The sequence below is a fragment of the Paenibacillus taichungensis genome, assembly GCF_003287275.1.
GTDB lineage: Bacteria > Bacillota > Bacilli > Paenibacillales > Paenibacillaceae > Paenibacillus > Paenibacillus taichungensis_A.
The window spans coordinates 82,618-106,560 of the sequence record NZ_QEVW01000005.1; the positions used below are offsets into that span (position 1 = coordinate 82,618).

At 45.6% G+C, this 23,943-nt stretch carries 17 protein-coding genes and 1 other annotated feature; of the genes, 3 read left to right on the forward strand and 14 right to left on the reverse strand.

Annotated elements, in window-relative coordinates; genetic code table 11:
• The first annotated feature begins 86 nt into the window (after window positions 1–86).
• Window positions 87–1,853 (forward strand): ABC transporter substrate-binding protein, encoded by a 1,767-nt coding sequence (locus DC345_RS05635; RefSeq protein WP_113052268.1) that lies wholly within the window; start codon window positions 87–89, stop codon window positions 1,851–1,853.
• A gap of 104 nt (window positions 1,854–1,957) precedes the next feature.
• On the opposite strand, the gene DC345_RS05640 is transcribed toward DC345_RS05635, so the two are convergent.
• The 6 genes from DC345_RS05640 to uvrA all read right to left on the reverse strand — a co-directional run bounded on the left by DC345_RS05640 (window position 1,958) and on the right by uvrA (window position 13,526).
• Window positions 1,958–4,597, reverse strand: coding sequence for a PAS domain S-box protein (locus DC345_RS05640; RefSeq protein WP_181586497.1), 2,640 nt, complete (start codon window positions 4,595–4,597; stop codon window positions 1,958–1,960).
• 202 nt (window positions 4,598–4,799) lie between these two features.
• A complete protein-coding gene (locus DC345_RS05645; RefSeq protein ID WP_113052270.1) occupies window positions 4,800–7,184 on the reverse strand; it encodes a polyprenyl synthetase family protein in 2,385 nt (794 codons plus the stop codon).
• Between the two features lie 189 nt (window positions 7,185–7,373).
• Window positions 7,374–8,171, reverse strand: coding sequence for a sulfite exporter TauE/SafE family protein (locus tag DC345_RS05650; protein WP_113052271.1), 798 nt, complete (start codon window positions 8,169–8,171; stop codon window positions 7,374–7,376).
• A 471-nt stretch (window positions 8,172–8,642) separates the two neighbouring features.
• Window positions 8,643–9,398 (reverse strand): SDR family NAD(P)-dependent oxidoreductase, encoded by a 756-nt coding sequence (locus DC345_RS05655; protein ID WP_113052272.1) that lies wholly within the window; start codon window positions 9,396–9,398, stop codon window positions 8,643–8,645.
• 66 nt (window positions 9,399–9,464) lie between these two features.
• Window positions 9,465–10,994: an MDR family MFS transporter gene (locus DC345_RS05660; protein ID WP_113052273.1), complete on the reverse strand. Its 1,530-nt coding sequence runs from the start codon at window positions 10,992–10,994 to the stop codon at window positions 9,465–9,467.
• A 27-nt stretch (window positions 10,995–11,021) separates the two neighbouring features.
• Window positions 11,022–13,526 carry an excinuclease ABC subunit UvrA gene (gene uvrA, locus DC345_RS05665; protein WP_113052274.1) on the reverse strand — a complete coding sequence of 835 codons (2,505 nt, stop codon included), beginning with the start codon at window positions 13,524–13,526 and terminating at the stop codon, window positions 11,022–11,024.
• A gap of 209 nt (window positions 13,527–13,735) precedes the next feature.
• On the opposite strand from uvrA, the gene DC345_RS05670 reads away from it, so the two are divergent.
• Complete coding sequence (locus DC345_RS05670; RefSeq protein WP_181586532.1) at window positions 13,736–14,173, forward strand: MarR family winged helix-turn-helix transcriptional regulator; 438 nt, start codon at window positions 13,736–13,738, stop codon at window positions 14,171–14,173.
• A 117-nt stretch (window positions 14,174–14,290) separates the two neighbouring features.
• On the opposite strand, the gene DC345_RS05675 is transcribed toward DC345_RS05670, so the two are convergent.
• A complete protein-coding gene (locus DC345_RS05675) occupies window positions 14,291–14,737 on the reverse strand; it encodes a DUF6376 family protein (protein WP_113052276.1) in 447 nt (148 codons plus the stop codon).
• A 171-nt stretch (window positions 14,738–14,908) separates the two neighbouring features.
• Here DC345_RS05675 and DC345_RS05680 point away from each other — a divergent pair, with 171 nt between their 5' ends.
• On the forward strand, window positions 14,909–15,877 hold the full coding sequence (locus DC345_RS05680; protein WP_113052277.1) for a bile acid:sodium symporter family protein: 969 nt from the start codon (window positions 14,909–14,911) through the stop codon (window positions 15,875–15,877).
• Between the two features lie 82 nt (window positions 15,878–15,959).
• On the opposite strand, the gene DC345_RS05685 is transcribed toward DC345_RS05680, so the two are convergent.
• The 7 genes from DC345_RS05685 to DC345_RS05715 form a co-directional block, all read right to left on the reverse strand.
• Complete coding sequence (locus tag DC345_RS05685) at window positions 15,960–16,220, reverse strand: hypothetical protein (RefSeq protein ID WP_240342874.1); 261 nt, start codon at window positions 16,218–16,220, stop codon at window positions 15,960–15,962.
• A gap of 376 nt (window positions 16,221–16,596) precedes the next feature.
• Window positions 16,597–17,682: an aspartate-semialdehyde dehydrogenase gene (gene asd / locus DC345_RS05690; protein WP_113052278.1), complete on the reverse strand. Its 1,086-nt coding sequence runs from the start codon at window positions 17,680–17,682 to the stop codon at window positions 16,597–16,599.
• A gap of 117 nt (window positions 17,683–17,799) precedes the next feature.
• Window positions 17,800–18,076: a binding site (T-box leader), on the reverse strand.
• Between the two features lie 190 nt (window positions 18,077–18,266).
• The gene (locus tag DC345_RS05695) at window positions 18,267–19,112 is read right to left on the reverse strand and encodes a class I SAM-dependent methyltransferase (protein ID WP_113052279.1); all 846 of its coding nucleotides are present in this window, start codon (window positions 19,110–19,112) and stop codon (window positions 18,267–18,269) included.
• Window positions 19,113–19,260: 148 nt separating this feature from the next.
• Window positions 19,261–20,133 carry a UTP--glucose-1-phosphate uridylyltransferase GalU gene (gene galU, locus DC345_RS05700; RefSeq protein WP_113052280.1) on the reverse strand — a complete coding sequence of 291 codons (873 nt, stop codon included), beginning with the start codon at window positions 20,131–20,133 and terminating at the stop codon, window positions 19,261–19,263.
• A gap of 1 nt (window position 20,134) precedes the next feature.
• Complete coding sequence (locus DC345_RS05705; RefSeq protein ID WP_113052281.1) at window positions 20,135–20,572, reverse strand: GtrA family protein; 438 nt, start codon at window positions 20,570–20,572, stop codon at window positions 20,135–20,137.
• Window positions 20,565–21,551, reverse strand: a complete 987-nt coding sequence (locus DC345_RS05710; protein WP_113052282.1) for a glycosyltransferase family 2 protein — start codon at window positions 21,549–21,551, stop codon at window positions 20,565–20,567. The genes DC345_RS05705 and DC345_RS05710 overlap by 8 nt, the downstream gene beginning before the upstream one ends.
• Before the next feature lie 32 nt (window positions 21,552–21,583).
• Window positions 21,584–23,836: a glycosyltransferase family 39 protein gene (locus DC345_RS05715; protein ID WP_113052283.1), complete on the reverse strand. Its 2,253-nt coding sequence runs from the start codon at window positions 23,834–23,836 to the stop codon at window positions 21,584–21,586.
• Window positions 23,837–23,943: the final 107 nt, after the last annotated feature.

The window sequence follows — 23,943 nt, forward strand, 5'->3', positions numbered from 1 at the left end:
TATGTATAATTGTATGGATCAAAGGGGGAAATAAAAGTGTAAGAAAACGCGAGCACATTTCACCTTTTATGAAGGAGCACATTCATATGGATACAGCAACAACTCACTATCTGCGTCTCGCCACAGCAAAAGAACTTTCTCTTCAATTGCATGAAGCGGTTCCGGTAACGATCGAAAGTCTTTCCGCCGCCCTATGCTGCACTCCACGAAACGTGAAGTTTATTCTGCGCAAGCTGGAAGAACAAAGCTTTATTCACTGGCAGCCTGGGCGAGGCCGCGGACATCATTCTGAGATGACATTGCTGCGCAGTGTGAATGAGGCGCTCGAGGAGAGCTTTTTGGAACTCATGGGCAGAGGTAAAATGAAGGAAGCGATCGAGTTGATTGGCAGCACAGAGAAGAACGACGCTCTCCGGGAACGGCTGCTGAATTCATTAAATAAACAGATGGGATTCCACAGTCATGCCGAGAGCTCTTCCGGTCAGGACGTGCTTCGCATGGTAAGGTCACGAAGATTGTCAGAGCTGGACCCTGCCTTTGTGTACACTGCTTTTGAAACCTACCTGCTTGGGCAGGTATGCAGCACGCTAATTACCTATGACGCCAAAACAGGAACCTTCCTGCCGGATCTGGCGCATATGTGGGAGTACAACGAGGATCAAAGAGTTTGGATTTTCTATCTTCGCAAAGGTGTGCGATTCCACCATGGTCGGGTAATGACATCCCTAGATGTCCAAGCTACATTGCAACGCTTGTGCACTGTAGACAGTCCATTCATTTGGCTATACCGTGATATTGAGCGTACCGAAGTTGTCGGGGATTACTGCATTCGTTTTTATCTAAGTCGGCCTAATCGTTTTTTCCTGAACTTGCTTAGTTGTGTCTCAATGACGATTCTCCCCTATGATGTCGATGTATCCCAACAATTGATCGGTACCGGACCTTTTCGGATCAATGAAATAAATGAAACGGTGCTGACAATAAGCGCATTCGATGCCTATTATGGAATCCGCCCTCATCTGGATCGAGTAGATATTTGGTTTGTCCCGAATCTGGGTCCATATGAACGTCATTATGAATTGCCGGGAACAGACCGACTGAAATTGGCTGCAGACGAGACGGGGAGTAACAGTGTTGATTATCCAGCAACAGGATGCCGATACATGCTGATTAATTTTCGTAAAATCGGTATTCATCATCAACTGGAATTTCGGCAAGCCATGCGAATGGTTTTCGATCCAGTCGCTTTGGTGAGAGAACTGGGCAGCAATCGAATTACACCGGCAAACAGCTTTCTTCCCTGGAAAAGCGCGGAGCACGCTTGGCGCGAGTCTTCTCTTGAGGATGCACGTGACCTCCTGCACAGCAGCGGATACCGGGGAGAAAAAATCATCCTTGCGTATACTGTAGCTAAAGACCAAAAAGAAGCAGAATGGCTTAAACAACGCGGAGCAAGCATTGGTTTATGTATTGAGTTGCAACCCTTCGTTGAATTTCCCAATGTGAGGGAAACAAGCGAAGCCGACCTAATTATCGCAGAAGAAGTTTTGGAAGATGACTGGCAATTTGGCATGATTAATTTCTTCATCAACAAACGTAACTATTTTCATATCTGTTTATCACCTGATTTACAGTCCGTATTCTATCGAAAAATGGAGAATTTCCTACAGCAGAATGAAGAACAAAGGTCATCGCTGCTTAACGAAGCTGAGGATTTGCTCCGTGATAACTGCTGGATATTGTATGGCTGCCACATGAATAAAAAAGCATTGCTTAATCAAAGTCTGTTTGGTCTTCATACCGCTGAGTTTGGGTTCATGGATATCTCCAAACTATGGATCAAAAACCAGTAGTTTAGCATTCCGCAAAATGAACATGCAAAAAAAGCCGCTCCTTTATCCATTGATAAAAGAGCGGCCATTGCCAATCAAGAATCCGTTCCTACGGAATGTTGATTTCAATTGTATGCAGTGGGATATTTCTTTATTTTGTAAAACTCCTCCATCACTTGCATAATGGATTCACTTTTAATTGGTTTGCTTACATAAGCATCCATTCCAGCCTTCAGACATTTGTCCATATCCCCTCGAACTGCGTTTGCGGTAACCGCAACAATATAAGGGCATGCCTCTGGCCGCATCAATTCCTTAATCGCTTTGGTCGCTTCGAATCCGTTCAGCCTAGGCATGTGCACATCCATGAACACAATATCGTACGCACTTCGTTTGACAGCTTCCACTGCCTCGATTCCATTTACTACATAATCGACAAGATGCCCTTTCTTCTCAATCATCCGGCGCAGAACAAGTTGGTTCACCTCATTGTCCTCGGCAATCAGAATTCGAAGTTGATCTGTTTTATTCTTTTTCTGTTGTAGATCGTATCTGTTGAAATCCTCCATGTTGCTGGCTTTAAACGACGCTGTAAACATAAATGTGGTCCCCGTAGCGTCCGAATCCTCAATCCAGATATCCCCCTGCATAAGCTCTACAAGCTTTTTGCTGATAGCTAGTCCAAGTCCGGTACCTTGAGGCTTGCGTGTCATGAAATTCTCCAATTGGTAGAAGGCTTCGAATAAATGCTCTCTTTTCTCCACTGGAATTCCAATCCCTGTATCCTTCACCTTGAACTGAAATTGAACGTCATTATATTCTTGTCCAATAACCTTCACTTCGATCTCAATACTACCTTCCGGGGTGAACTTTACTGCATTACCAATGATGTTGGTTAGGACTTGTTTTAGACGGTAAGCATCCCCAAACAAGGGAACAGGAATGGCGTCATCCAGGCTTAAACGAAGATCCAACTGTTTCTCCCGAATCATTGGTGTTACGATCTTAACCGTCTCTGTCACAATCTCTTTCAGATCAAAGGGCTCATCCACCAGATCGGTTTTACCTGACTCTATTTTGGAAAAGTCCAGAATATCATTGATAATCGCAAGCAGTGAATCCCCGCTCTTTTGAATGATCTCAATGTATTCCTTTTGTTCTCCGCTAAGTCCAGGCGTATCCAGAAGCAAATCCGTCATCCCAATCACGCCGTTCATGGGTGTACGGATCTCATGACTCATCATCGCCAAAAACTCACTTTTGGCCTTATTCATTCGTTCAGCAGTCTCTTTGGCTACAAGAAGCTTTTTCTGTTCCGTAATATCCTTGGCAATCAGGTAGAATCCTACGTTTTTCTCATTAATAATGATAGGCGCAAGCGTTGCCAAAACTTCTGTCTCAGAACCATTTACGTGCTGAACAGCATTGATTTCTTTTTCAGCCATCTCATACTGGCTATTGAGAATAAGTCCAAGATGATACGGTCCGATAAATCGACATATACTTGTCCCAATCATTTCCGCAACCGGGCATCCAGTCATTTTCATAGCTACCGGGTTGGCATTTATAATATTGCCGTCCATATCAAAAGAAATGATGGCATCATGATTATATTTTTTGAGTGAAGTATAACGTTCCACCGATTCCTGAAGTTTGAATTCGACGAGTTTACGCTCTGTAATATCCTGCAAAGTTCCGTTTAACTGTATCGGTTGTTGATCTTCATCAAATGTAATTAATCCTCGCAGATGAAGATACTTTTCTTTACCATTTGAGCCCAGATGCCGGTATTCAAAATCAAGCGGTTGACCCGTTTTCACCCATTCAATACACTCCTTCAACCGCTGCTCCTCCGCTTGTTCCATGAATGCAAAGATATCGCTGCCCTTATACAGTTTGTTGTTGTCTATTTCGAAAATCTCGAATATCTGCTCAGACATGGAAACATGGTCATTGAGCATGTTCCACTCCCAACTGCCGATCATGGCTATCCGTTCAGCTTCTGCACTAATTTCCTCATGTTTCTTTCTCTCCGATATATCCCGACCAATGGCAAGAATTTGTTGTTCCTGTCCAGAGTCCCCAATAACCTTATAAGTGGTTTCAAACCAAAGACTATGTCCATCTTTATGCTGAACCTGCATATTCAACATATGACCTGTGCTCAAATCGATCTGCGAGACACGATCCAGGTCCTGCGGGTGAAAAATGGCGGTATTATTATTGCCCACCACTTCCTCTGGAGTGTAACCAAGCAACTTATAAATGGAAGGAGAACAATAACGACAAATGCCATCAAAAGTTGCAATATAGATGATTTCCTGTGCATTATCGGAAATGAGTTTGAACATTTCTTCCGTTTGAAGCAACTTTAGTTCGGTTGTTTTATGATCCGTAATATCTACAACATGGCAGATAAAATACAACGGTTCACCGCTGACTTCGTTTCGAGCCAATGATATATGCATTGATATCCATAAAATGTCTCCGTTTTTCTGAATATAACGCTTTTCGTACCTGTACTCTTGTGATTTTCCTTCACACAGTTCACGTTCGTACTTCAGATCCTGTGCAAAATCATCCGCATGGGTGATCTCCTTGTAATGAAGAAGGATTAATTCTTGAGCTGTATAACCCAGCATACTGCAAAAAGCAGGATTCACTTTCATCCACTGTCCTGTTGGAGCAACAAGTGCAATCCCAATAGGTGCTTGATTATAAATCTGCTCAAACAATTCGTGATGATCGACCTTTTGAACCTGCATCTTTAGCTCTCCTTTTGGTGTATAAACACAATATTTGCTTAATACCCGATTTTTCCATTGTTGAAACATCTCATTTTCTAAAAGTTTGTGTCAATAAAGCAAAACAAGGCCTGGATTCTATTCGTATGGAATCCAGGCAACTTTTTTTTGATTTCATATAAACCTTGCTGAACATGGAAATGGGATTTAGTCAAGAACGATTTTACCGCTCCCGTCCAATGATGTAATCCAACAGATGTCTTAAAAAAGAAATCGGCTTTGGCATTTCGTTCAGCGCATCGGTTGCCAGACAATAGTGCTCCCACATCTCTTTCTTCGCACCATCTTCACCCAGAATGGATACAAAGGTTGAACTGTTGTTCCTAACGTCCTGACCTGCCGGCTTACCGAGTATCCGATGATCCCCTTCCAGATCCAGCAGGTCATCCTTAATTTGAAAGGCAATACCTGCATGATACGCAAACTTTTTTAAGGCTTCAATCTCTACGTCCTTCACCTGAGCCAGAATGGCGGGCATCACAAGTGCAGCCTCGAAAGCAATACCTGTTTTGTAGAAACAGATCATGTTCAATTGTTCCAGGGTCAGCGTTTTTCCTTTGGCATTCAGATCCATCGCCTGTCCCATACACATATCCTCTGCTTTTTCAGCGGAATATTGAATCAGGGTAAGCACGGTTGCGGCATCAAATTGATTGAGGGAAGATTGCTCGCCAATGGCCTTTTGGATGAGAAATAATCCTGTTAATTCCGCAGTTGCGCTATTATGCACCTGATGTAAGGTGGAACGGCCTCGCCGGGTCGAAGCATTATCCTGGGTCGGCAGATCATCAAAGATCAGTGATGCGGTATGCATGTATTCCAGTGATCTCAGAAGAGGAATGATTGACGATTCATGCAGTCCATATTCACGTACACCCATCACCCAGGTCAGGATCGGCCTAAGCCGTTTTCCATCTCCCTGCAGACTGTAATTCGCTGCATCAATAAGCGTTCCTTTCATCTCTGGAAGTCCACCCGGCTTGGAAATCTGTAATTCAATATTAATCTGTTCACGAACCGTACGAATCGTATCCAGAAAATCCTGTTTTTCGCGCTTGTCATTTTGCAATTGGAGGATGACCTGATCCCGCAGCAATTTATCCAGAAAATCAACATCATCGGCTTTTCGTACCATTTGCTGAATGAGACGATTGAATTCCGGTTGTCCGGAGGCAAAGATATTCATCACTTCGTTGTATTGTTCTTGACCCAAACGCGCTCTACAACGCTTTAGACCATTAATAGCCCGATCCAGTATGACCTCCCGGGTCTTCGCATCCGAATGGTATACTTCATGAATCAGATAGGAAATAACCGCCCAGTATAGCTCATACGGATTGATCAGATCAGGCCGCAGGTCACGATACTTCAGATAGTAGGTATACGGAGTCACTGCCCCATCCTCCATATCGTCAAACATATCAGCGAAATCGTCCGCGAGCTGATTATATATGCCATAGTAGAACGTCCGCAGATCAAACCCTTCATCCGCAGATGCACTGAGCACGGAGCGAACAATGAGTCTGGAGGATGAGGATTTAATAATAATCGGAATATAAAGTTCTTCATTGGAATAATTCGCGTTGGACAGTTTTTTGGCACGGTCTATTTCCTGAGACTGAAAGAATACATAAGATTGCTCGAAGAACGTACGCTGCGTCTCAGGGCGCTGGTAGTTCTTAATATACTCAAACGCATCACGAAGCTCGGAGTGAACATATTGAATGACTTGGAGATTGGCTCCCTTCCATTCGCCGATATCGGGCACGATCCCGGTGAGAAGCGCATTGCGAATCAAGAGAGAATATTGCTCCTTCTCTTGTGCAGTCAACGCCTGCGAATCGAGCAGGTCATCAATAAATGGATAGGTCAGTCCGTAAGAATAACCAAGCCGAATCGCAGCATCTAGCCTCTCTGAACGTTCTGCCTGTGGAGTCTCATCATTCATATCATCGTTCACATGCAGAACAACGCCCAGAATAATCTTGAGCAGTTTGCGCTGTGCCTGTTCTGCGTCCAGTTCTTTGGGGATATTGGAAGCGACATTTTTTAATTTGCTGATGACCCAGATAACGGCTGTTTCCACGTTCTCCTTCTGAGCCCAGCGATACAAGGCGGCCAGACTGATATAATCCGGACTTTCCTTGTGATGGGTTGTATTTGAACGCATAAAATACGCTTTGGTATCCTGAGCAACACGCTGTATGCGTGCTTGCGTGTCCGAGGAATCCAGTGCTTTGCCCAGATCTCTCATATAAATGTAAGAAATACTGCGGTCCAGGTAATCATCCAGTTTGCCTGTAACATTCAGCCAATGGATATATCTATGAGCATCCCGGGAATCCGGTTTTTTTCGACTTGGTGATAAAAAAGATAACCAGGAAAAAGATTGAATATGTTTCTTTTGCCACAAGTGAATATCTTGCGTAAGCGCAGTTGTATACGTGTTATTCAGAAGTTGTTCATGAAGAGAAGTAAAATACTGAGCTGCCTTCTGCTCAGCCAGCCGATATCCTGCATCAGCCTGATCTGTAAGTACGTTATTCATAGGATGGATACCTCAACTTCTCAGAATGTTAAACATGTATCCATGAAAGGAGTTTGAGGGTGCTCCATGGACGAAAACTGATGTGAATTCATGCAACAACAAATTCGCCACCTCATGTTCATAACCTTTATACGGCATTCCATCCGTTTGGTTACGAAATCGTCATGGTCGCTTCAATCCTATGTGGTTTTACAATATCGAAGACCATACCTTTACCGCTGTAATGGCAATAAGAACCATCAGTCCATACCGAAGCAGTCTCACATTAATCATTGAGCTTACTTTGGAACCGAGTGAAGCACCAAGCAGACTCCCAATAACCGTATAAATAATCGGCTCCAGCGGAATGTCTCCACCCATAATCTTTCCCACCACCCCACCAATGGCGGAGATGAACACGATCGCAAGTGAAGAAGCAATGGTTGTCCGGGTAGGGATCTTAAGCACGGTGAGCATGATCGGAATCAATATAAAAGCACCACCCGCACCAACAATTCCTGAAACGATCCCCACGGCAAGAGCCGATCCTGCCGCAACATATGTGTTGAATGTCAGCTGTCCAGCCGAGCCTTCTGTTCCCTTACCGGGAATCAGCATAAGTACAATCGCAATAATGGCCAGAATGCCATAGATCAGATTGATGACTTCTCCATTCAAATGACCGGATATGAAACCTCCAATTAGACTGCCGACAAGAATACTGGAGCCCATATAAGCTACCAGACCTTTATGAATAAGAGCTTCGCTCTTCTCCCCTTTCCTTGTTCTCCTAATGTAGGCAACCACACCAGCGAGTGAGGCAAAAAACACCTGAAACATGCTGATCGACGACACCTCATGTGCCGAGAATGGTTCCAGTCCCATGAGAGAAGGTACATACAGCAGCAGCGGGTAATTAATTATGGCTCCACCAATACCCAATAAACCGGAGAAGAAGGAACCGACCAGACCCAGTATAAACATGATGACAAAAAGCAGAGTATCCATCGGTTTTTCTTCCTTTCTTGCGGTATAAAAAAGATGCAAAAAACAGTATACGCAGTTAAAATAATCGGCTATAATAAAAACCAAGTAAATTAATCCGAAATGAGTGATTAAGCATGTTTAACGTGTTGAAGACTCTTTTTGAAAATAAATGCCCGCTGTGTAACGAAAAATTACAAGTTCACAGTGATGCGTTATGTGCTACAAAAACATGCTCCGAATGTCACTACAAAGAAGAGAGCTATGGCTCTCTCGGTGTGCGTATTGTCTATGACACCACAAAATGATAAAAGACGCATGCCTGCTTATTGTATCATGATCTCTGAACTACTGGGATGACTATATAGAATTATTTTCATAATAAATACTCTTCTTATTATGGGATACAAAAAAACGGTGTAGAACGATTTATTCGTTCTGCACCGTTTTTCTTTTATTTTTCAGATACGGAGTGGCAAACTTACAACTCAAATCTTATTTTGTTTTGAAGCTGAGGAATCCATCATCTACTGCAACCGTTGTACCATTCACTGCACTTGCAGCGTCACTGAACAGGAAGGCTACAACACTCGCAACTTTCTCCGGTTGAATGAGCTCTCCGCGCATATGTTGCGTGGCAAGCGCATCCTTCATCGCTTTGTCATCACCCAGAATCGGTGTTTCAATGAAGCCTGGCGCTACACCAACCACACGAATGCCATGTTCGGCAAGTTCCAAGGCACCGGATTTGGACATCATCACGACAGCTGCCTTGGCTGCATTGTAGTTAAAGCTTCCCACCGCAGCAATACTGCCATAGATCGAAGCTGTATTTACAATGGTACCCTGTACATTCAGTTCAACCATTTTTTTTGCGCCATAATACATGCCGTAATACACACTGTGTTGGTCAACATCGATTACTCTGTGATAGGATTCCGGGTCCATCTCCAGAAATGGCTTCACAAGTCCAATGCCCGCATTGTTGAAAATACCACTCAATGTTCCGTATTTCTCTACGGTCCAGTCGATCAGAGCTTTGATCTCGTCTCCTTTGGACACGTCCACTTTGTATGCCCCGGCTGTGCCACCACCTGCTTCAATCTCAGTTGCAAGCTTTCTCGCACCCTCTTCGTTAAAGTCTGCTATGACAATCGTTGCACCCAGATCCGAAAGCTGAAGCGCTGTTTCTTTACCAATACCACTCGCTCCGCCAGTGATAATGATTACTTTTCCATTTTGTTCAGACATAACGTAGGTCTCCTTTGATAAGAACAAATTGTCATATCGAGCATACAAATCCATTACATAGTCTTGCTAGTGTGAAGCAAAATATTCATCTGACTCAGAAGCAGGGTCGAATTTTTCCTTACTCATAAACCACGCAGCCAATAGGGCAATAACGGCCGGAATGATGGCCCAGGCAAACGTATGAACGATGGATGAGGACAATGCTTCTGTAATCTTATCCAACATTGGCGCAGGAATATCAGCACGAGTGTCCGGTTTTAGGACTAAGCTAGGATCACTCAGATTCACGCCACCACCCTGCTCACTACCATTACTATTTCCAAAGAAGGAGACCAATTTACTCGTAAATACGTGACTTTGTACGATACCAAATACCGTGATTCCCAACGTCATACCGAGTTCCCTATTGAAGTTAAGTGTTGAACTGGCCGAACCACGCTGTCTTGCCGAGAAACCGTGAATGGCTGCATTGCTCAATACAGAGAACGAAGACCCAATGCCCAGACCAACCAGAATCATGAAGATAGTCACCATAAATCGGGAGGAATCTGTCGTTAACGTTGTCAGCAAGGCAATACCAATAACCAGCAGCGCGAGTGTAGGTAACATGATGGAGCGGTATCTGAGCTTGGTAAGCATGGCTCCTCCACCCGCAGCTGTCACAACCGATCCAAGCATCATCGGCAGAAGAACAAGACCGGAATTGGTGGCCGATCCACCAAGTACACCCTGAATATAAATGGGGATATAGATGGAAGCTGTAATAAAGGCTGCACCGCTAAATATGGCCATCAGATTGCTGGTGGAATACAGTCGATTTTTGAACATGCTAAATGTAATAATCGGTTCTGCCACTCGGCGCTCTATGAACACAAATGCAGTCATCAGCACGGCGAACGCAGCAAACAAACCCACGATCATGCTGGAATTCCAGGCGTATTCCTTGCCTCCAAGTTCAAGTGCAAACATGAGGCATACGATGGAAGCTACCAGTGTGAATGCGCCAAAATAGTCAATTTTCTGTTTGGAATGCTCTACGGATTCTTTATAGAAGAATGCAATCATGACAAAGGCGATCAGACCAAGTGGCAGGTTGATATAGAAAATCCAGGACCAATGAATGTAATCGGTAAGATAGGCTCCGAGAAGAGGTCCGAAAATACTGGATAAACCAAAGACTGCACCGAATAGTCCCCCCACTTTACCCCGTTTGTCTGCGGGAACGACATCAAACATAATGGTAAATGCGATCGGCATCAACGCCCCGCCGCCGATTCCCTGAATCGCACGATAAATACTGAGCTGAATGATGGAATCCGCCGTCCCGCACAATGCAGAACCAATCATAAATACAATGATTCCAAAAATGAAAAATCGCTTGCGCCCATACATATCCGATAGTTTACCGAAGATCGGCATACCCGCCATCTCTGCAACCATATAGGCAGAGGTGACCCACATTAATTTATCAAATCCACCAAGATCACCTACGATGGTACCAATTGCAGTGGCAACGATGGTGTTATCCATCGAAGCCATAAGAATGGCAAGCAGCAAGCCTGCAAGAATAACGCCTAATTTATTGCTTTTTACCATGATTATTTTTCCCCTTATCCATTCTGATTAAAGCCCTTCGGCTAATATACGCTTCAAAAATTGTCCTGTATGGGAGGCTCTGATCTCCGCCACCTGCTCCGGCGTACCTTCGGCTACCAGCTCGCCACCCGCTGCGCCACCTTCTGGGCCAATGTCAATAACCCAATCGGATTCCCGAATCAATTCCAGACTGTGCTCTACAACGAGAACGGTATTCCCCGATTCAACCAGCTTATCCAGCAAAATATGGAGTTGCTTGATGTCTGACGGATGAAGGCCGGTTGTTGGCTCATCCAACAGATAGAGCGTGTGTTTTTTGGTCTTTTTACTCAGCTCTTTTGCCAGCCTGATCCGCTGTCCCTCACCGCCTGACAATGTTTTAACTGATTGACCCCACTGGAGGTAACCAAGTCCAACTTCACACAACATCTCGACAAGATCGGCGATTTTGGTCTGACTTTTCAAGACAGGCAGACTTTCGGCAACCGACATATTTAGGACATCGGATATCGAGAAGCCTTCGTATTGAACCTGTAACACTTCATCCACGAACCGTCTGCCCTTGCAGTCATGACAAGTTACCTCCAGATCAGGCAGGAAGTTCATGTCTACAGACAATACCCCAAGACCTTGACAGGTTTCACAACGCCCTCCGGGTGTATTGAACGAGAAGTGCTTCGCAGTTAGCTTTCGTGCTTTGGCATCTGGCAAACCAGCGAATAGCTGACGCAGATGCGTAAATACATCGGTGTAGGTGGCAACATTCGACCGTTGCATTCTGCCCATCGGAGTTTGGTCAAAAATAACGATATCACCTACGTGCTCCAAGCCTGTTATCTCTTCACAACCTGTTGGTTTCAGACCTGACTCCAAACCCTGTGCGAGGATATCAAATACAAGCGTGGATTTGCCGGACCCCGAAACACCCGTTACGGAGATCAGTGTTCCTAATGGAAAAGATACAACCGGAATATCGATGTTGCGCAAATGCGCTCCCCGGATGGCAAGATGCTGCCCCGTACCTGTTCTTCGGTTATAAGAAGGACTAGCCAAAGATTCATTTCTCAGATAAGCTCCCGTAACCGAAAGTTCACTTGCCATTAAATCCTCCAGACTCCCTTCACCAACAACTATCCCTCCATTGACTCCAGCACCAGGTCCAATGTCGATCACATGATCGGCAGCACGCATCATCTCAATATCGTGTTCAATGACGAGGATCGTATTGCCCAGATCACGAAGCTCCTGAAGTACACGAATCAGGCCAATGGTATCTTTCGGATGAAGCCCTGTTGTCGGTTCGTCCAGAATATACAATACACCCGTTAAACCAGAGCCCAGAAGCGATGCAAGTCGTAATCGCTGAGCTTCACCACCAGATAAAGTTACGGTCTGACGATCCATGGAGAGATAGCCAAGTCCAACATCCATAATGCGCTTCAATTTGGTGGGCAGATCATGAAGGATTGGATCAAGCAGATGATGTGCCTCGGGTAAGATCACTTCTTGAAGTCCTGCCGTCCATTCCAGCACTTTACTGAATGACCAGTTGGTAACCTCGGAGATAGATGCGCCAGCTACGTTTACCAATAGAATTTCTTTTTTCAAACGGTCCCCCTGACATTCAGGACACTGCTGTTGATGAAAAAAACGTCCGTCTTTTTCCGTTCCACCACCTTCTCCTTCCTTTTCCTTATAGCGTCGCCACAATCCGGGGATTACACCTTCGAACTTGGTTCCCTGGATCGGCTTGATATTAGGGTAATGCTGCTTGAATTCTTCGCTATCGACGCCGTAGTACAGCAAGTCACGGTCGATTTCACCAAGGTCCTTCAATGGCCGATCCGGATCGAATCCGAATCCAAAATGCTCTCCAGCTGCAACCAGAATTCGGATCTGAATATCCCGATGCACACCATTTAACGAAGCTACACCTCCATCCCGCACACTAAGCTCAGGATTGAATACAGCGGCTTCGTTGATTGATGCCACATGCCCCAGTCCACTACATACATCACAAGCACCCTCCGGTTTGTTGAACGAAAAGTGTGACATACCCAATTTCTCCAGCTCGACATTGCAATGCGGGCAATGCATAATCTGATGACCCATGTATTCGTCTTCCTCGGTTAGATGACCAGCCGCTTCCCACGATGGCGAAATGTTGCCGTTACAGAATGGACATGTACGCTCCCCAAGTCTGGAAAAAATGAAACGAACGTAAGTGTAAATGTCTGTCACTGTTCCTACCGTTGAGCGTGGATTCCGGTTAGTAATGTGCTGTCCTACGCTGATGGAAGGAGAAAGACCTGTGATCGACTCCACTTTTGGTTTGCTGATCGAATCCGATGTTAACCCCATCGATTCCATGTATTGTCTCTGGCATTCTCGCTGAAGGGTATCCATTGCCAGCGTGGATTTGCCGGAGCCGGACGGACCCGTTAAAACAACCAATTTATACTTCGGAATCGAAAGTGAAATATTCTTCAGGTTGTTCTCCCGTGCACCTTTAATCATCATTGTGTCTCTCAAAATCGATCGTCCCCTTTGCAAATAAGTACAGAGTTCGTTAAAATAAGTTGAAATTATTCATACGTCAATCTAGTATCTCCAAAATTTATTATCTCGTTAATCTAATATCTCGATAATCAAGATATATGTCATCTTAAGAGGAGGGTTATCTTTTGTCAAGAGAACATCAACAACAACCTACCGAATTACAGGAGAATTTTACGTTACGCATGCGAAGCCTGGGTACACGAACCGTTTTATATCAGCAGCATGTGGCTGCCTCTTTGGGCTTGTACAATAACGATTTCATATCCGTGGATATCCTGCGCGAGAAAGGTCCAATCACTGCAGGTGAGCTGTCAAAACTTACCGGTCTGGCCACAGGGAGTGTCACGACATTAATTGACAGGCTTGAGAAGAACGGCTTTGTTCGCCGGGAAAATGACCCCAATGACCGCCGTAAAGTCATCATTGTGCCTTTGTACGAAAACAAGGAAGAGGTCAGCAGCACATACCTCACCCTTCACGCAGCTATGGTTAAACTGGCTTCCACTTACACTGAGGAAGAACTGGAGCTTATTACAGGGTTTCTAAGCAAAGCAGGAAATGTACTGGATGAACAGATTGATGATCTAAGTTCCAAAATTCGTGGCAAATCAACATCTTGATATTAGAAAAATAAAAAGGACGATATCCGCATGTGATCAAAATCACTCCGGTATATCGTCCTTTTTACATGAGATTAAATTAACTTGCTATTGGTCAAAGCCTAGCCTGTTTAAAACTTAATTGGATTCGTTGCCAAGCCCGCTTAACGGATCTTTTAAACCATTAATATTATTAATCAATTCGGGAATTCCTGTCTTCTCCCAGTTTTCTGCAGTAAAGCCCTGCTCTGCAAGCGTATTCTCAAATTGACCCACCACTTCAGTTAATTGATTGTTGTAACTGACCAGATTTTCATGAATACTTTCTCCTATCACTGGTGCTGTCAGCTGAGAGAATTCACTGGCTTCCGCCTGAATCTGATCTATTTTCTCCTGTACCTGAGTTGTTATTTCCGGGTTACTCACCGCTCCAGATGCGAGTTCTTGCAGATCGGCTCCGGCGTTCGATACTTGTTCTATATAATCAGTAGCCCCACTAACGTAATTCAAACTTTGATTCGCTTGTTCTACAACCGAACAGGCGGATATCACAAGAATACTTGATGCAATGAGGCCTGCCATCATCAATGTATGCTTTCTTTTCCGTTTAATTATGACCCTCTCCCCTTATTCAAATTAAAGTGTTTCTTCCAGATTTATGATAACTGCTCCGTATACTACATTGCAAATGGGTCTGCACTCGGCGTTATTAACATGTATAATAAAGGAATCATACGGTAAAGGGATGTCATGAATATGCTTCAGGCCTTAAATGTACGCTTGAACCGCATCATGCCACTGATTACCCCAATCAGCATTATTATTGGCGTTCTTTGCGGGAGTCTTCTTTCTTCTTATACTTTTTTGTCGCCATGGCTTTTTGCTTTCATGACGTTTGCCGGAAGCATCAGTCTCGGGATACGGGATTTTGTGAACGTGCTGAAGAAGCCTTTCCCACTGTTTGTTTGTCTGTTTATTTTGCATCTGGCGATGCCTCTCATTGCTCTGGGCATGGGTCACCTGGTCTTCCCAACGGATGCCTACACGATAACGGGCCTTGTTCTGGCTGCCGTTATTCCAACAGGTGTGAGCAGTTTTATCTGGGTCAGCATCTATCGGGGCAATATCGCGCTGACACTGTCGATTATCCTGATTGACACCATGCTTGCTCCTTTCGTGGTACCCGGTGTGTTATCCTTGCTGATTGGCACTAGTGTATCGTTGGATATTGCAGCCATGATGAGCAGTCTTTTCTGGATGATCGTTGTCCCCTCCTTGCTCGGAATGCTTTTGAATGAATGGACCAAAGGGGCCATTGTTCCGGTCTGGGGGCCCAGACTGAATCCGTTCTCCAAATTGTTCATGGCAGCGGTTGTCGCGATTAATGGTTCTGTTGTTGCCCCCTATTTGGCTGACTTTAACTGGCAGCTCGCTGGTCTGGCAGCCATCATTATTTTTCTGGCCTCATTTGGCTATGCTCTAAGCTACTTCGTTGCCCGATTACTCGGTTGGAATGAAGCCGATCAGGTTGCACTTGTGTTCAACGGAGGCATGCGCAATATTAGTGCGGGAGCGGTGCTTGCCGTATCTTATTTCCCTCCACCAGTTGCCGTCCCGGTTGTACTAGGCATGGTATTCCAGCAGATGTTGGCCTCGCTTGCAGGATATCTGCTTGGGCGTCGTTCGCAGACTCTTCACAATACTGATAAGACGTCTGCAGCCTAGTACAAAATAAGCAATTCAAAAACGCCGACAATATTGTCGGCGTTTTTTTGGTTAAACTTTATTAAGCTACGTACTCTTAAACCTAGTAATCTGAGAGTGAAATTCCAGCTCCAATGATAAGTACGAACACAAGAATATACACAACAATTCCGATGGCTGCCCACAGCAATGATGCTTTGGCATAATTTGCTTTCGAAGGATTCGAATCTCCAAATGCCCAAACAAACAACATAATAATGTTTACAAGCGGAATCATCATAAGGAACAATGTGAGCATCCAACTACCGAAACTTACTGGTGGTGGTCCTGGCTTATGTACTCTTTGACTAGCAACTTCTGACATACTATTTTTCCTCCTTTCTCCTTCACTTCAATTGCTACCTGCTAAGACAATCTACTTCTACTTTATAGAGGAAAAGTTTGCCGTTAATAAAAATACCGGAATTCTCATGAATTTACAATGTAATATTTACCATATTAGTTTTGCCCTTCATAGAATGATAATTGTAACGACATGAGCAGATCCCTTCTTCCCTTGTAACAGATATGTATAGTAACGATGTCATCCAAATACCGTAGCAAAACGGTTTGGATTTAAAAATACCCCTTTGTTCAACAAAAATAAATTCATCTTCTCAGATGCTCATACTCTTGTCTACTAAAAGGGGTACCTGTCAGTGATATTCTATTACTGCTATTCCCATCTCCACAATGCCTGTTTATTTCGGCTGAATATATCCTTCAGCTTTGAGCAATTCAGCGATCAGAACTGCACCACCTGCTGCTCCGCGCAGCGTGTTGTGAGACAGTCCTACAAACTTGTAATCATACAGGGAGTCTTCGCGCAGTCTGCCCGTTGAAACGCCCATGCCGCGCTCGATGTCACGATCCAGCTTCGTTTGTGGTCTGTTCTCTTCTTCAAAATACGTAATGAACTGTTTCGGTGCGCTTGGCAGACCCAGTTCTTGCGGGCGACCTTTGAATTGCAACCAACGATCCAGAATTTCTTCTTTGGATGGTTTTTTCTCAAAGGATACAAATACTGTCGCCAGGTGACCATCTGTTACTGGAACACGAATACATTGTGTTGTAATTAATGGTGAGGACGCTTTTACAATCTCATTATTTTGAATGCTTCCCCAGATGCGCAGCGGCTCCTGTTCACTTTTTTCTTCCTCGCCACCGATGTATGGAATCACGTTATCCAGCATTTCCGGCCAGTCGGTAAAGTTTTTGCCTGCTCCAGAGATTGCTTGATAAGTGGAAGCCACCACTTGAGTTGGGTTGAACTCGCGCAACGCGTGAAGTGCAGGTACATAGCTCTGAATCGAGCAGTTTGGTTTAACTGCAATGAATCCGGTTTTCGTTCCTAGACGTTTGCGTTGAGCTTCAATCACGTCCAGATGTCCCGGGTTAATTTCAGGAATGACCATAGGTACATCCGCTGTCCAGCGGTGAGCCGAGTTGTTGGAAACAACCGGAGTTCCCGTTTTGGCATAAGCCTCCTCGAGCGCTTGAATTTCATTCTTTTTCATATCTACAGCACAGAATATAAAATCAACCTGGCTCGCAAAAGCTTCCACTTGGGAAGCATCCTGCACAACGATGTTTTTCACTGCTTCCGGGATCGGAACGGCGAGTTTCCATCTGCCATGTACGGATTCTTCGTATGTTTTGCCTGCCGAGTTGGCACTTGCTGAAATAGCCGTTACTTCAAACCATGGGTGTCCATTGAGCAGATCCACAAATCGTTGACCCACCATCCCCGTTCCTCCGACGATACCGACTTTCAATTTTGCTGACATAGAATCATCATTTCCTTTCAGTGTGAGTTTCCTCTTATTAAACACTATTCAGGCGTTTCCAAAGCGTGTAGCCAACATCCCGGAAAAACCAAAAAATCCCATCCCCAAGACAAAAGTCTCAGGGACGAGATTGTTACACTCGTGGTACCACCCAGATTCGCCAATATGTCGCCATACCAGCCTCTTCGAGTTAAGGATACTGCATAAAATCATGCCCATCCGTATATACTCTCGCTCTGTAACAGGAGCTCCTGTCACACCATCCCTCAATCCTTCAAGTTCCGATGTGCTGCTCTGAGTCTTTATTCAATAAAAAATTCTTTACCCCTTTTCAGCTACCGGAGCTCTCTGTGAAAGAAAACCTTTTATCTACTCATCTCTTCGTCGCATTTGATATTGCGATTATAATATCAAAATTACCATCGTGAAGTAAACACATTTTTTTAGATAACGGAATTAATACGTTTTCAGCGGAGCTGAACAATTCAATTATCGCAAGAAAAACTTCAGCTAAACGCGGTCTGTCTTCTGTGAAAGTACGTCGATAGACGTTTTTTTATAAATTGCTGCAAATAGCTATTTCTTTACTGCTTTTTGGCAACAATTGCATACGTTCCCAGTGGACTCCCAGGCCCAGAAACATGATGTGTTCTAAGTAATTTCAGTTCGGAAATTAGAAGTGTTTTTACTTTGTCCGGAATCGGAAGCATCTGCAGTTCCACTGGCGCTTCTGCCAGTGTCATTTCCGTTTCCCAGCGACCGTCCTGCAGCTCGGGAGAATGGATCGAAGCCTCTTCCTTAATCGTCCAGCCTGCCGCAGAGACAAGCTCTCGGATATCCTCCGGTGTAAAGAGCGTGCGCACATTGGAGAAGCTGTTCTCCTTATAGCATTCAACCTGCGACTGAATCAGAACGGATAACCAATGTGAGAGCTGGCTCACATCTGTAACTCGTGTGTCCCATTCGGCGAAACATAGCTGATGTCCCCACGTCCTAACCTTTTTAAGAATCTCCGCGAGTTCTTCAAACGATTTCAGGTACCATGAACAATGGGAAAGTACAATCACATCAAACTCATTTTCAGCGAATTGAGCCTGTCCACTTAGGATGTCAAACTCATAATCCATTCGAATTCGGCCACCTAGCGGAGATTTCCGCAGCTTGGCTGCCGCTTCCCCTACGGTCAGTGGTGCACCATAATCCTCAGGTGCAATGTCTACACCATGAACGTAACCGTGTTCCCCCACCAGATGTGCAAGTACGGCAGTGGTATCTCCCTGACCACAACCAATTTCCAGAACGCGGCTGCCTTCCCGGATTTCCCAAAAGTGACCCAGTTTCAACCGATGCTCGGTCTGAATGTATTGAATAGCCGCGTTGTCCTCCACGTCCATATACTGAATAAGATCCCTGATGATAGACTCATTCATGATTCCTCACTCCTCAAAGAGCAACTTGAACTTCTTGCTCATTGTATCGTGACAGGCTCCATTGTACAATGCTGGAGTCTATGCCAGAACCATGGCAATGAGCAGCCCCCGTCCTACAGCAGATTTAAACCTCAGCTACATATCAATCCTACGCCCACTGCGTAGCGAGCTTCTGAAGATATGGTGTAAGCATGGGCTGTAGTTCCTTACGCATCAGTCCAATCTCCAGGATCGCCTGAATATATCCGAACTGATCACCAATATCGTAGCGACGTCCTTCCAGTTCAAGAGCCAGCAGTTCTTCCACCTGACTTACTTCTTTTAGCGCATCCGTTAGCTGATATTCTCCTCCAGCACCTCTCTCGATTCGATCCAGAATGGGAAAGATGGAAGGCTTCAGAATGTAACGTCCCATCACGGCTGTTCGGGAGGGCGCTTCTGTAATTGAAGGTTTTTCTACCAGATTGGTGATTCGGTGAACCCGATCCTCTGCCCCTTGTGAATCGATAATGCCGTATTTACTCACGTCAGCAGGTTGCACCTGCCGCACGCCAACAATCTGGCTGCCTGTCTTTTCATATAAATGAATCATCTGTGCGAGCGCTGGTGGATCTGACACCATAATATCATCTCCAAGCAGTACGGCGAACGGATCATCTCCCACGAACTGGCGAGCACATCCAATCGCATGGCCCAATCCAAGCGGCTCTTTTTGCCGGATAAAATGAATACTTGCCATTTCGCTGATCGCTTGCACCTCTTCCAGTAGCGCTTGTTTGCCCTTGGCGTACAGGGAATGTTCCAATTCAACCGATTTGTCAAAATGATCTTCAATCGATTTTTTATTCCGTCCGGTTACGATGATGATATTTTCAATGCCAGATTGTACCGCTTCTTCCACAATGTATTGAATAGCCGGTTTGTCCACTATTGGCAGCATTTCTTTCGGTTGTGCCTTGGTTGCCGGCAAAAATCGGGTGCCAAGCCCGGCTGCCGGAATGACTGCTTTTTTAATTCTCATATCATGAAACACTCCTTTCATTCGCATCAGATGAAGGGTCAGATCCTTGAACGGGCTCTGCCCGGAACACCCAATGCCGACTCGCAATATAATTTATAACCATGCCCGAGAGAGTTGCCAGTATTTTACTCATTACCACGCTCCAACCTAATATGCTGTTGCAGATGTACAGAATCAGAGAAGATAACGCAAGAACCACTAGATTGGTAATTACAAAACGCATGATTTCGTTTTTTTTGCCCTGTCTTCCCGAATCCTGGAAGGTCCATCTGCCGTTCCACCAGTAACTGTTTACGACCCCACAGCTATACGAGATTACCTGGGCAATTAGAGCAGGTGCGCCTGCGGTAGCGAGCAACGTGAATACCAATGCATCCACTGCCGTATTCAGGACACCCACAATGCCGAACTTAAATATAGTGACCAACCGGTTAGTCATGATGAGCAACTCTGCCCGTTAACCGTGACTGACTTGACTGACTCTCCATCTGATACACATCTCTTACGATATAGAGGGGGCGCGCCTTCGTTTCATCATAGATTCGGCCGACATACTCGCCAAGAATGCCCAGCATGATCAATATAAAGCCGTTAAATATCAGCATGATACTGACCATCGAAGGCCATCCTTTGATCGTAGAATCTGTGAATATCGCTGAAGCAATGACACTAAGCATATAGATGAAACCGCCGATGGATAGAATAGCTCCTACGTAACCTGCAAGCTTGAGCGGTTTGTATGAGAATGAGGTAATGCCGTCCAAACTCAGCTTCAACATGCGTTTCAGCGGGTATTTTGTCTCCCCTGCCAAACGCTCATCCCGTTCATACTCAATGGCCGTCTGACGGAACCCCACCCAACTGACCAGTCCGCGAACAAATCGATTTTTTTCCGGAAGACGTTTCATCTCATCACACACCTTGCGATCAATCAGTCGGAAATCCCCCGTATCCACTGGAATATCCGTATCCGTCGACGCACGCAGTACGCGGTAGAACATGCTTGCTGACCATTTCTTGAAGCGTGTCTCACCGCTTCGTCGGGTTCGACGGGCATAGACAACCTCATAGCCCTCTTTCCACTTGGCGATCATGTCCAATATCAGCTCGGGAGGGTCCTGAAGATCCGCATCAATAATGACGACGGCATCGCCTGCTGCATAATCCATCCCTGCCGTAATTGCGATCTGGTGACCGAAGTTGCGTGCGAAATCTATCAGCTTCACACTTTCGTCCCAACGGGCGTAGTCACGGATCATCTGTGCACTTTGGTCCACGCTACCGTCGTTGACAAAAAGAAGTTCGTAACTCTCTCCTGTACTGCCCATGACTTTTTTCAGACGCCGATAGGTCTCCTCAATCACCGCTTCTTCGTTATACATCGGAATGATAATGCTGTAACGGCACTTTTGAGCCATGTTCGTTCCCTCCTTTAACCATTCGATCAAGTTTATAATTTCACTTCATATAGAGTGGTTTGACCGCCGAAACCTGAACCGCTGTCCGTACCCGTCTTCCACTCTGACGTTGGAATTTCGGTACCATGCTCCTTGATCCAGTCGCCGATATCAGAACTGCCACCTCGGCCGCCCATGCCACCTACCATGAAGTATTTCACTTGCCCACTCTTCACGAGTTGTTCCAATTTTTCCGTGCTATACACCGGATCTGAACCCGAGAACCCGCCAAGCGTAATGACTGCTTCATTTTCATCGATGATATATGGAGCTGCCTGGTTATAGTCCGTCGTTGCAAAGAGATAGGTTTCACCTGTGTTATGCTCTCTCAGATAATTCAGTGTTGTGGTGTCCACTTCTTCGTTGCGGTTTCCCGCACCACCTCGGCCACCTGTCGTCGGCATGCCTCCTCCGCCATTCATGTTTCCGCCTGAATTCGGAATTGTTCCCATGCCCGCATTGTTAGGGTCAGCTTCATCGGACGATGGGAAAGCCTGATCGGTGTCGGTGTCATTTGATGTATTCGGCTGAGCCATACCCATTCCGCCACCATTGCGATCACCTTGTCTATCTCCCATTGCCATGCCCATTCCGCCAAACATCCCATTGGAACCTGTCGGCCCGGCCGCCGGAATCATGCTGTTGCCTCCATACGTAATAGGGGTAAATGCCCAATAGGTTGGTCCAATCAGCATGACCATGAAGCCTGCGATAATCAAACCCTGTTTCCATGGATGTGAACGATTAAGCATCACAATCAGGATAACCGTGATCAGAATGCCTGCAATTAACTCACCTATGGACCAACCTGCTCCGATAGTTTCGTTATACACCTGCATGATATACCAGCCGAAGATGGTCGTAAGCAGTACGGATAACGGAAGCAGCCAGGCTTGCCAGCCATTGCGTTCACGATATGCCGACCACATGGCTGCAAACCCTGCTCCGGTTAATGCCGCTACCGGAGGTGCGAGCATAATCAGATAATATTGATGAAAGAAACCAGCCACACTGAAGAATGCAGCTACCGGAAGCAGCCAGGCCAGCCAGAACAGGGCTTCCTTATGCTTATCGGTTATATTTCTCCGTCTTAACCCGGCAAATATGGCGATGCAGCCAAGTAATACAATAGGCAAAAACCAACTGGCCTGACCGGACAGTTCGGTCTGGAATAACCGCAGAGGACCTTTCTCCCCGGTACCAAACATGCCACCCATGCCTCCGCCGCCATTACCACCTCCAAAATTTCTTCCATTAGGCATCTCGCCACCGTTTGGCATCTGACCGCCTGGGAAAGTCATTCCGTTCATGCCACCCATTTCACCATTCCCCGGTGCATTGCCTGTTGGAGCCGAGCCGCTGCCCGATTGACCGGATGCTGAGGTCTGGGAAGCTGCGTTGCCACGGGCCTTGCCTTCATCAGAGGCGTTTGGCATGCCTGCATTCGCTGATCTGTTCTGTTGTCCCGTGAGACGGGATAAGCCGTTATATCCAAAAGCCAGCTCCAGCACCGAATTGGTTTCACTGCTGCCGATATAAGGCCGTTCATCTGTCGGTATAGAATCCACGGTGACTGCCCAGGATAAGGAAACAACTGCCAGCACCGCCGTACTTCCGATCAGCAGAATGATTTTTCTTCTCCACTTTGCGTTGAATGCAAGCAGATAGAACAAGTAGAAAGCCGGAAGAATCATGTAGGCTTGCAGCATTTTCATATTAAAAGCAAGTCCGATGAGTGCAAAGGCAACCAGAATACGCCACGTACTGCCTTGCTTGCTTCCCTTGAACAAAAACCATGAACCCAGCAGCAACGTGAATACCAGCATGCTATCAATATTGTTGGTACGGCTGACCGCTGCCACGACAGGAACAGTCGCCATCGCAAGTGCCGAGATTCGCGCCGCGGCAAGACCAAATGTAGGCTTGACCATGAAATATATCAGCAGCACCGAACCGATCCCCGCTAACGCTTGCGGTAAAATAACACTCCATCCATGCAATCCAAAAACGTAAGCAAAAGCGGTTTGAATCCAGAAGACAACCGGTGGTTTGTCTACGGTTACCGAACCAGCCGAGTCGAGCGATGCATAGAAAAAGTTATGGAAATTCCTCAGCATGCTCCCGACGGCGGTCGTATAATAGGAATTGGCATATTGGTCGTTCCAGATGCCATACCCGTTCAGAAATGCCGCCAGTAAAACAATCGGCAGAAGGACAAGGTCAATCCTTCGTTTGGCGTTATTCAATCTCAATCACTCCTTCAAGTTCTTCATATCAACTATTGTGACAGGCCAAAGTAAAACTGGGATGAGTGCCCGCTGAATGTTGCCTGAGGATAACTTGCAAACTTTTC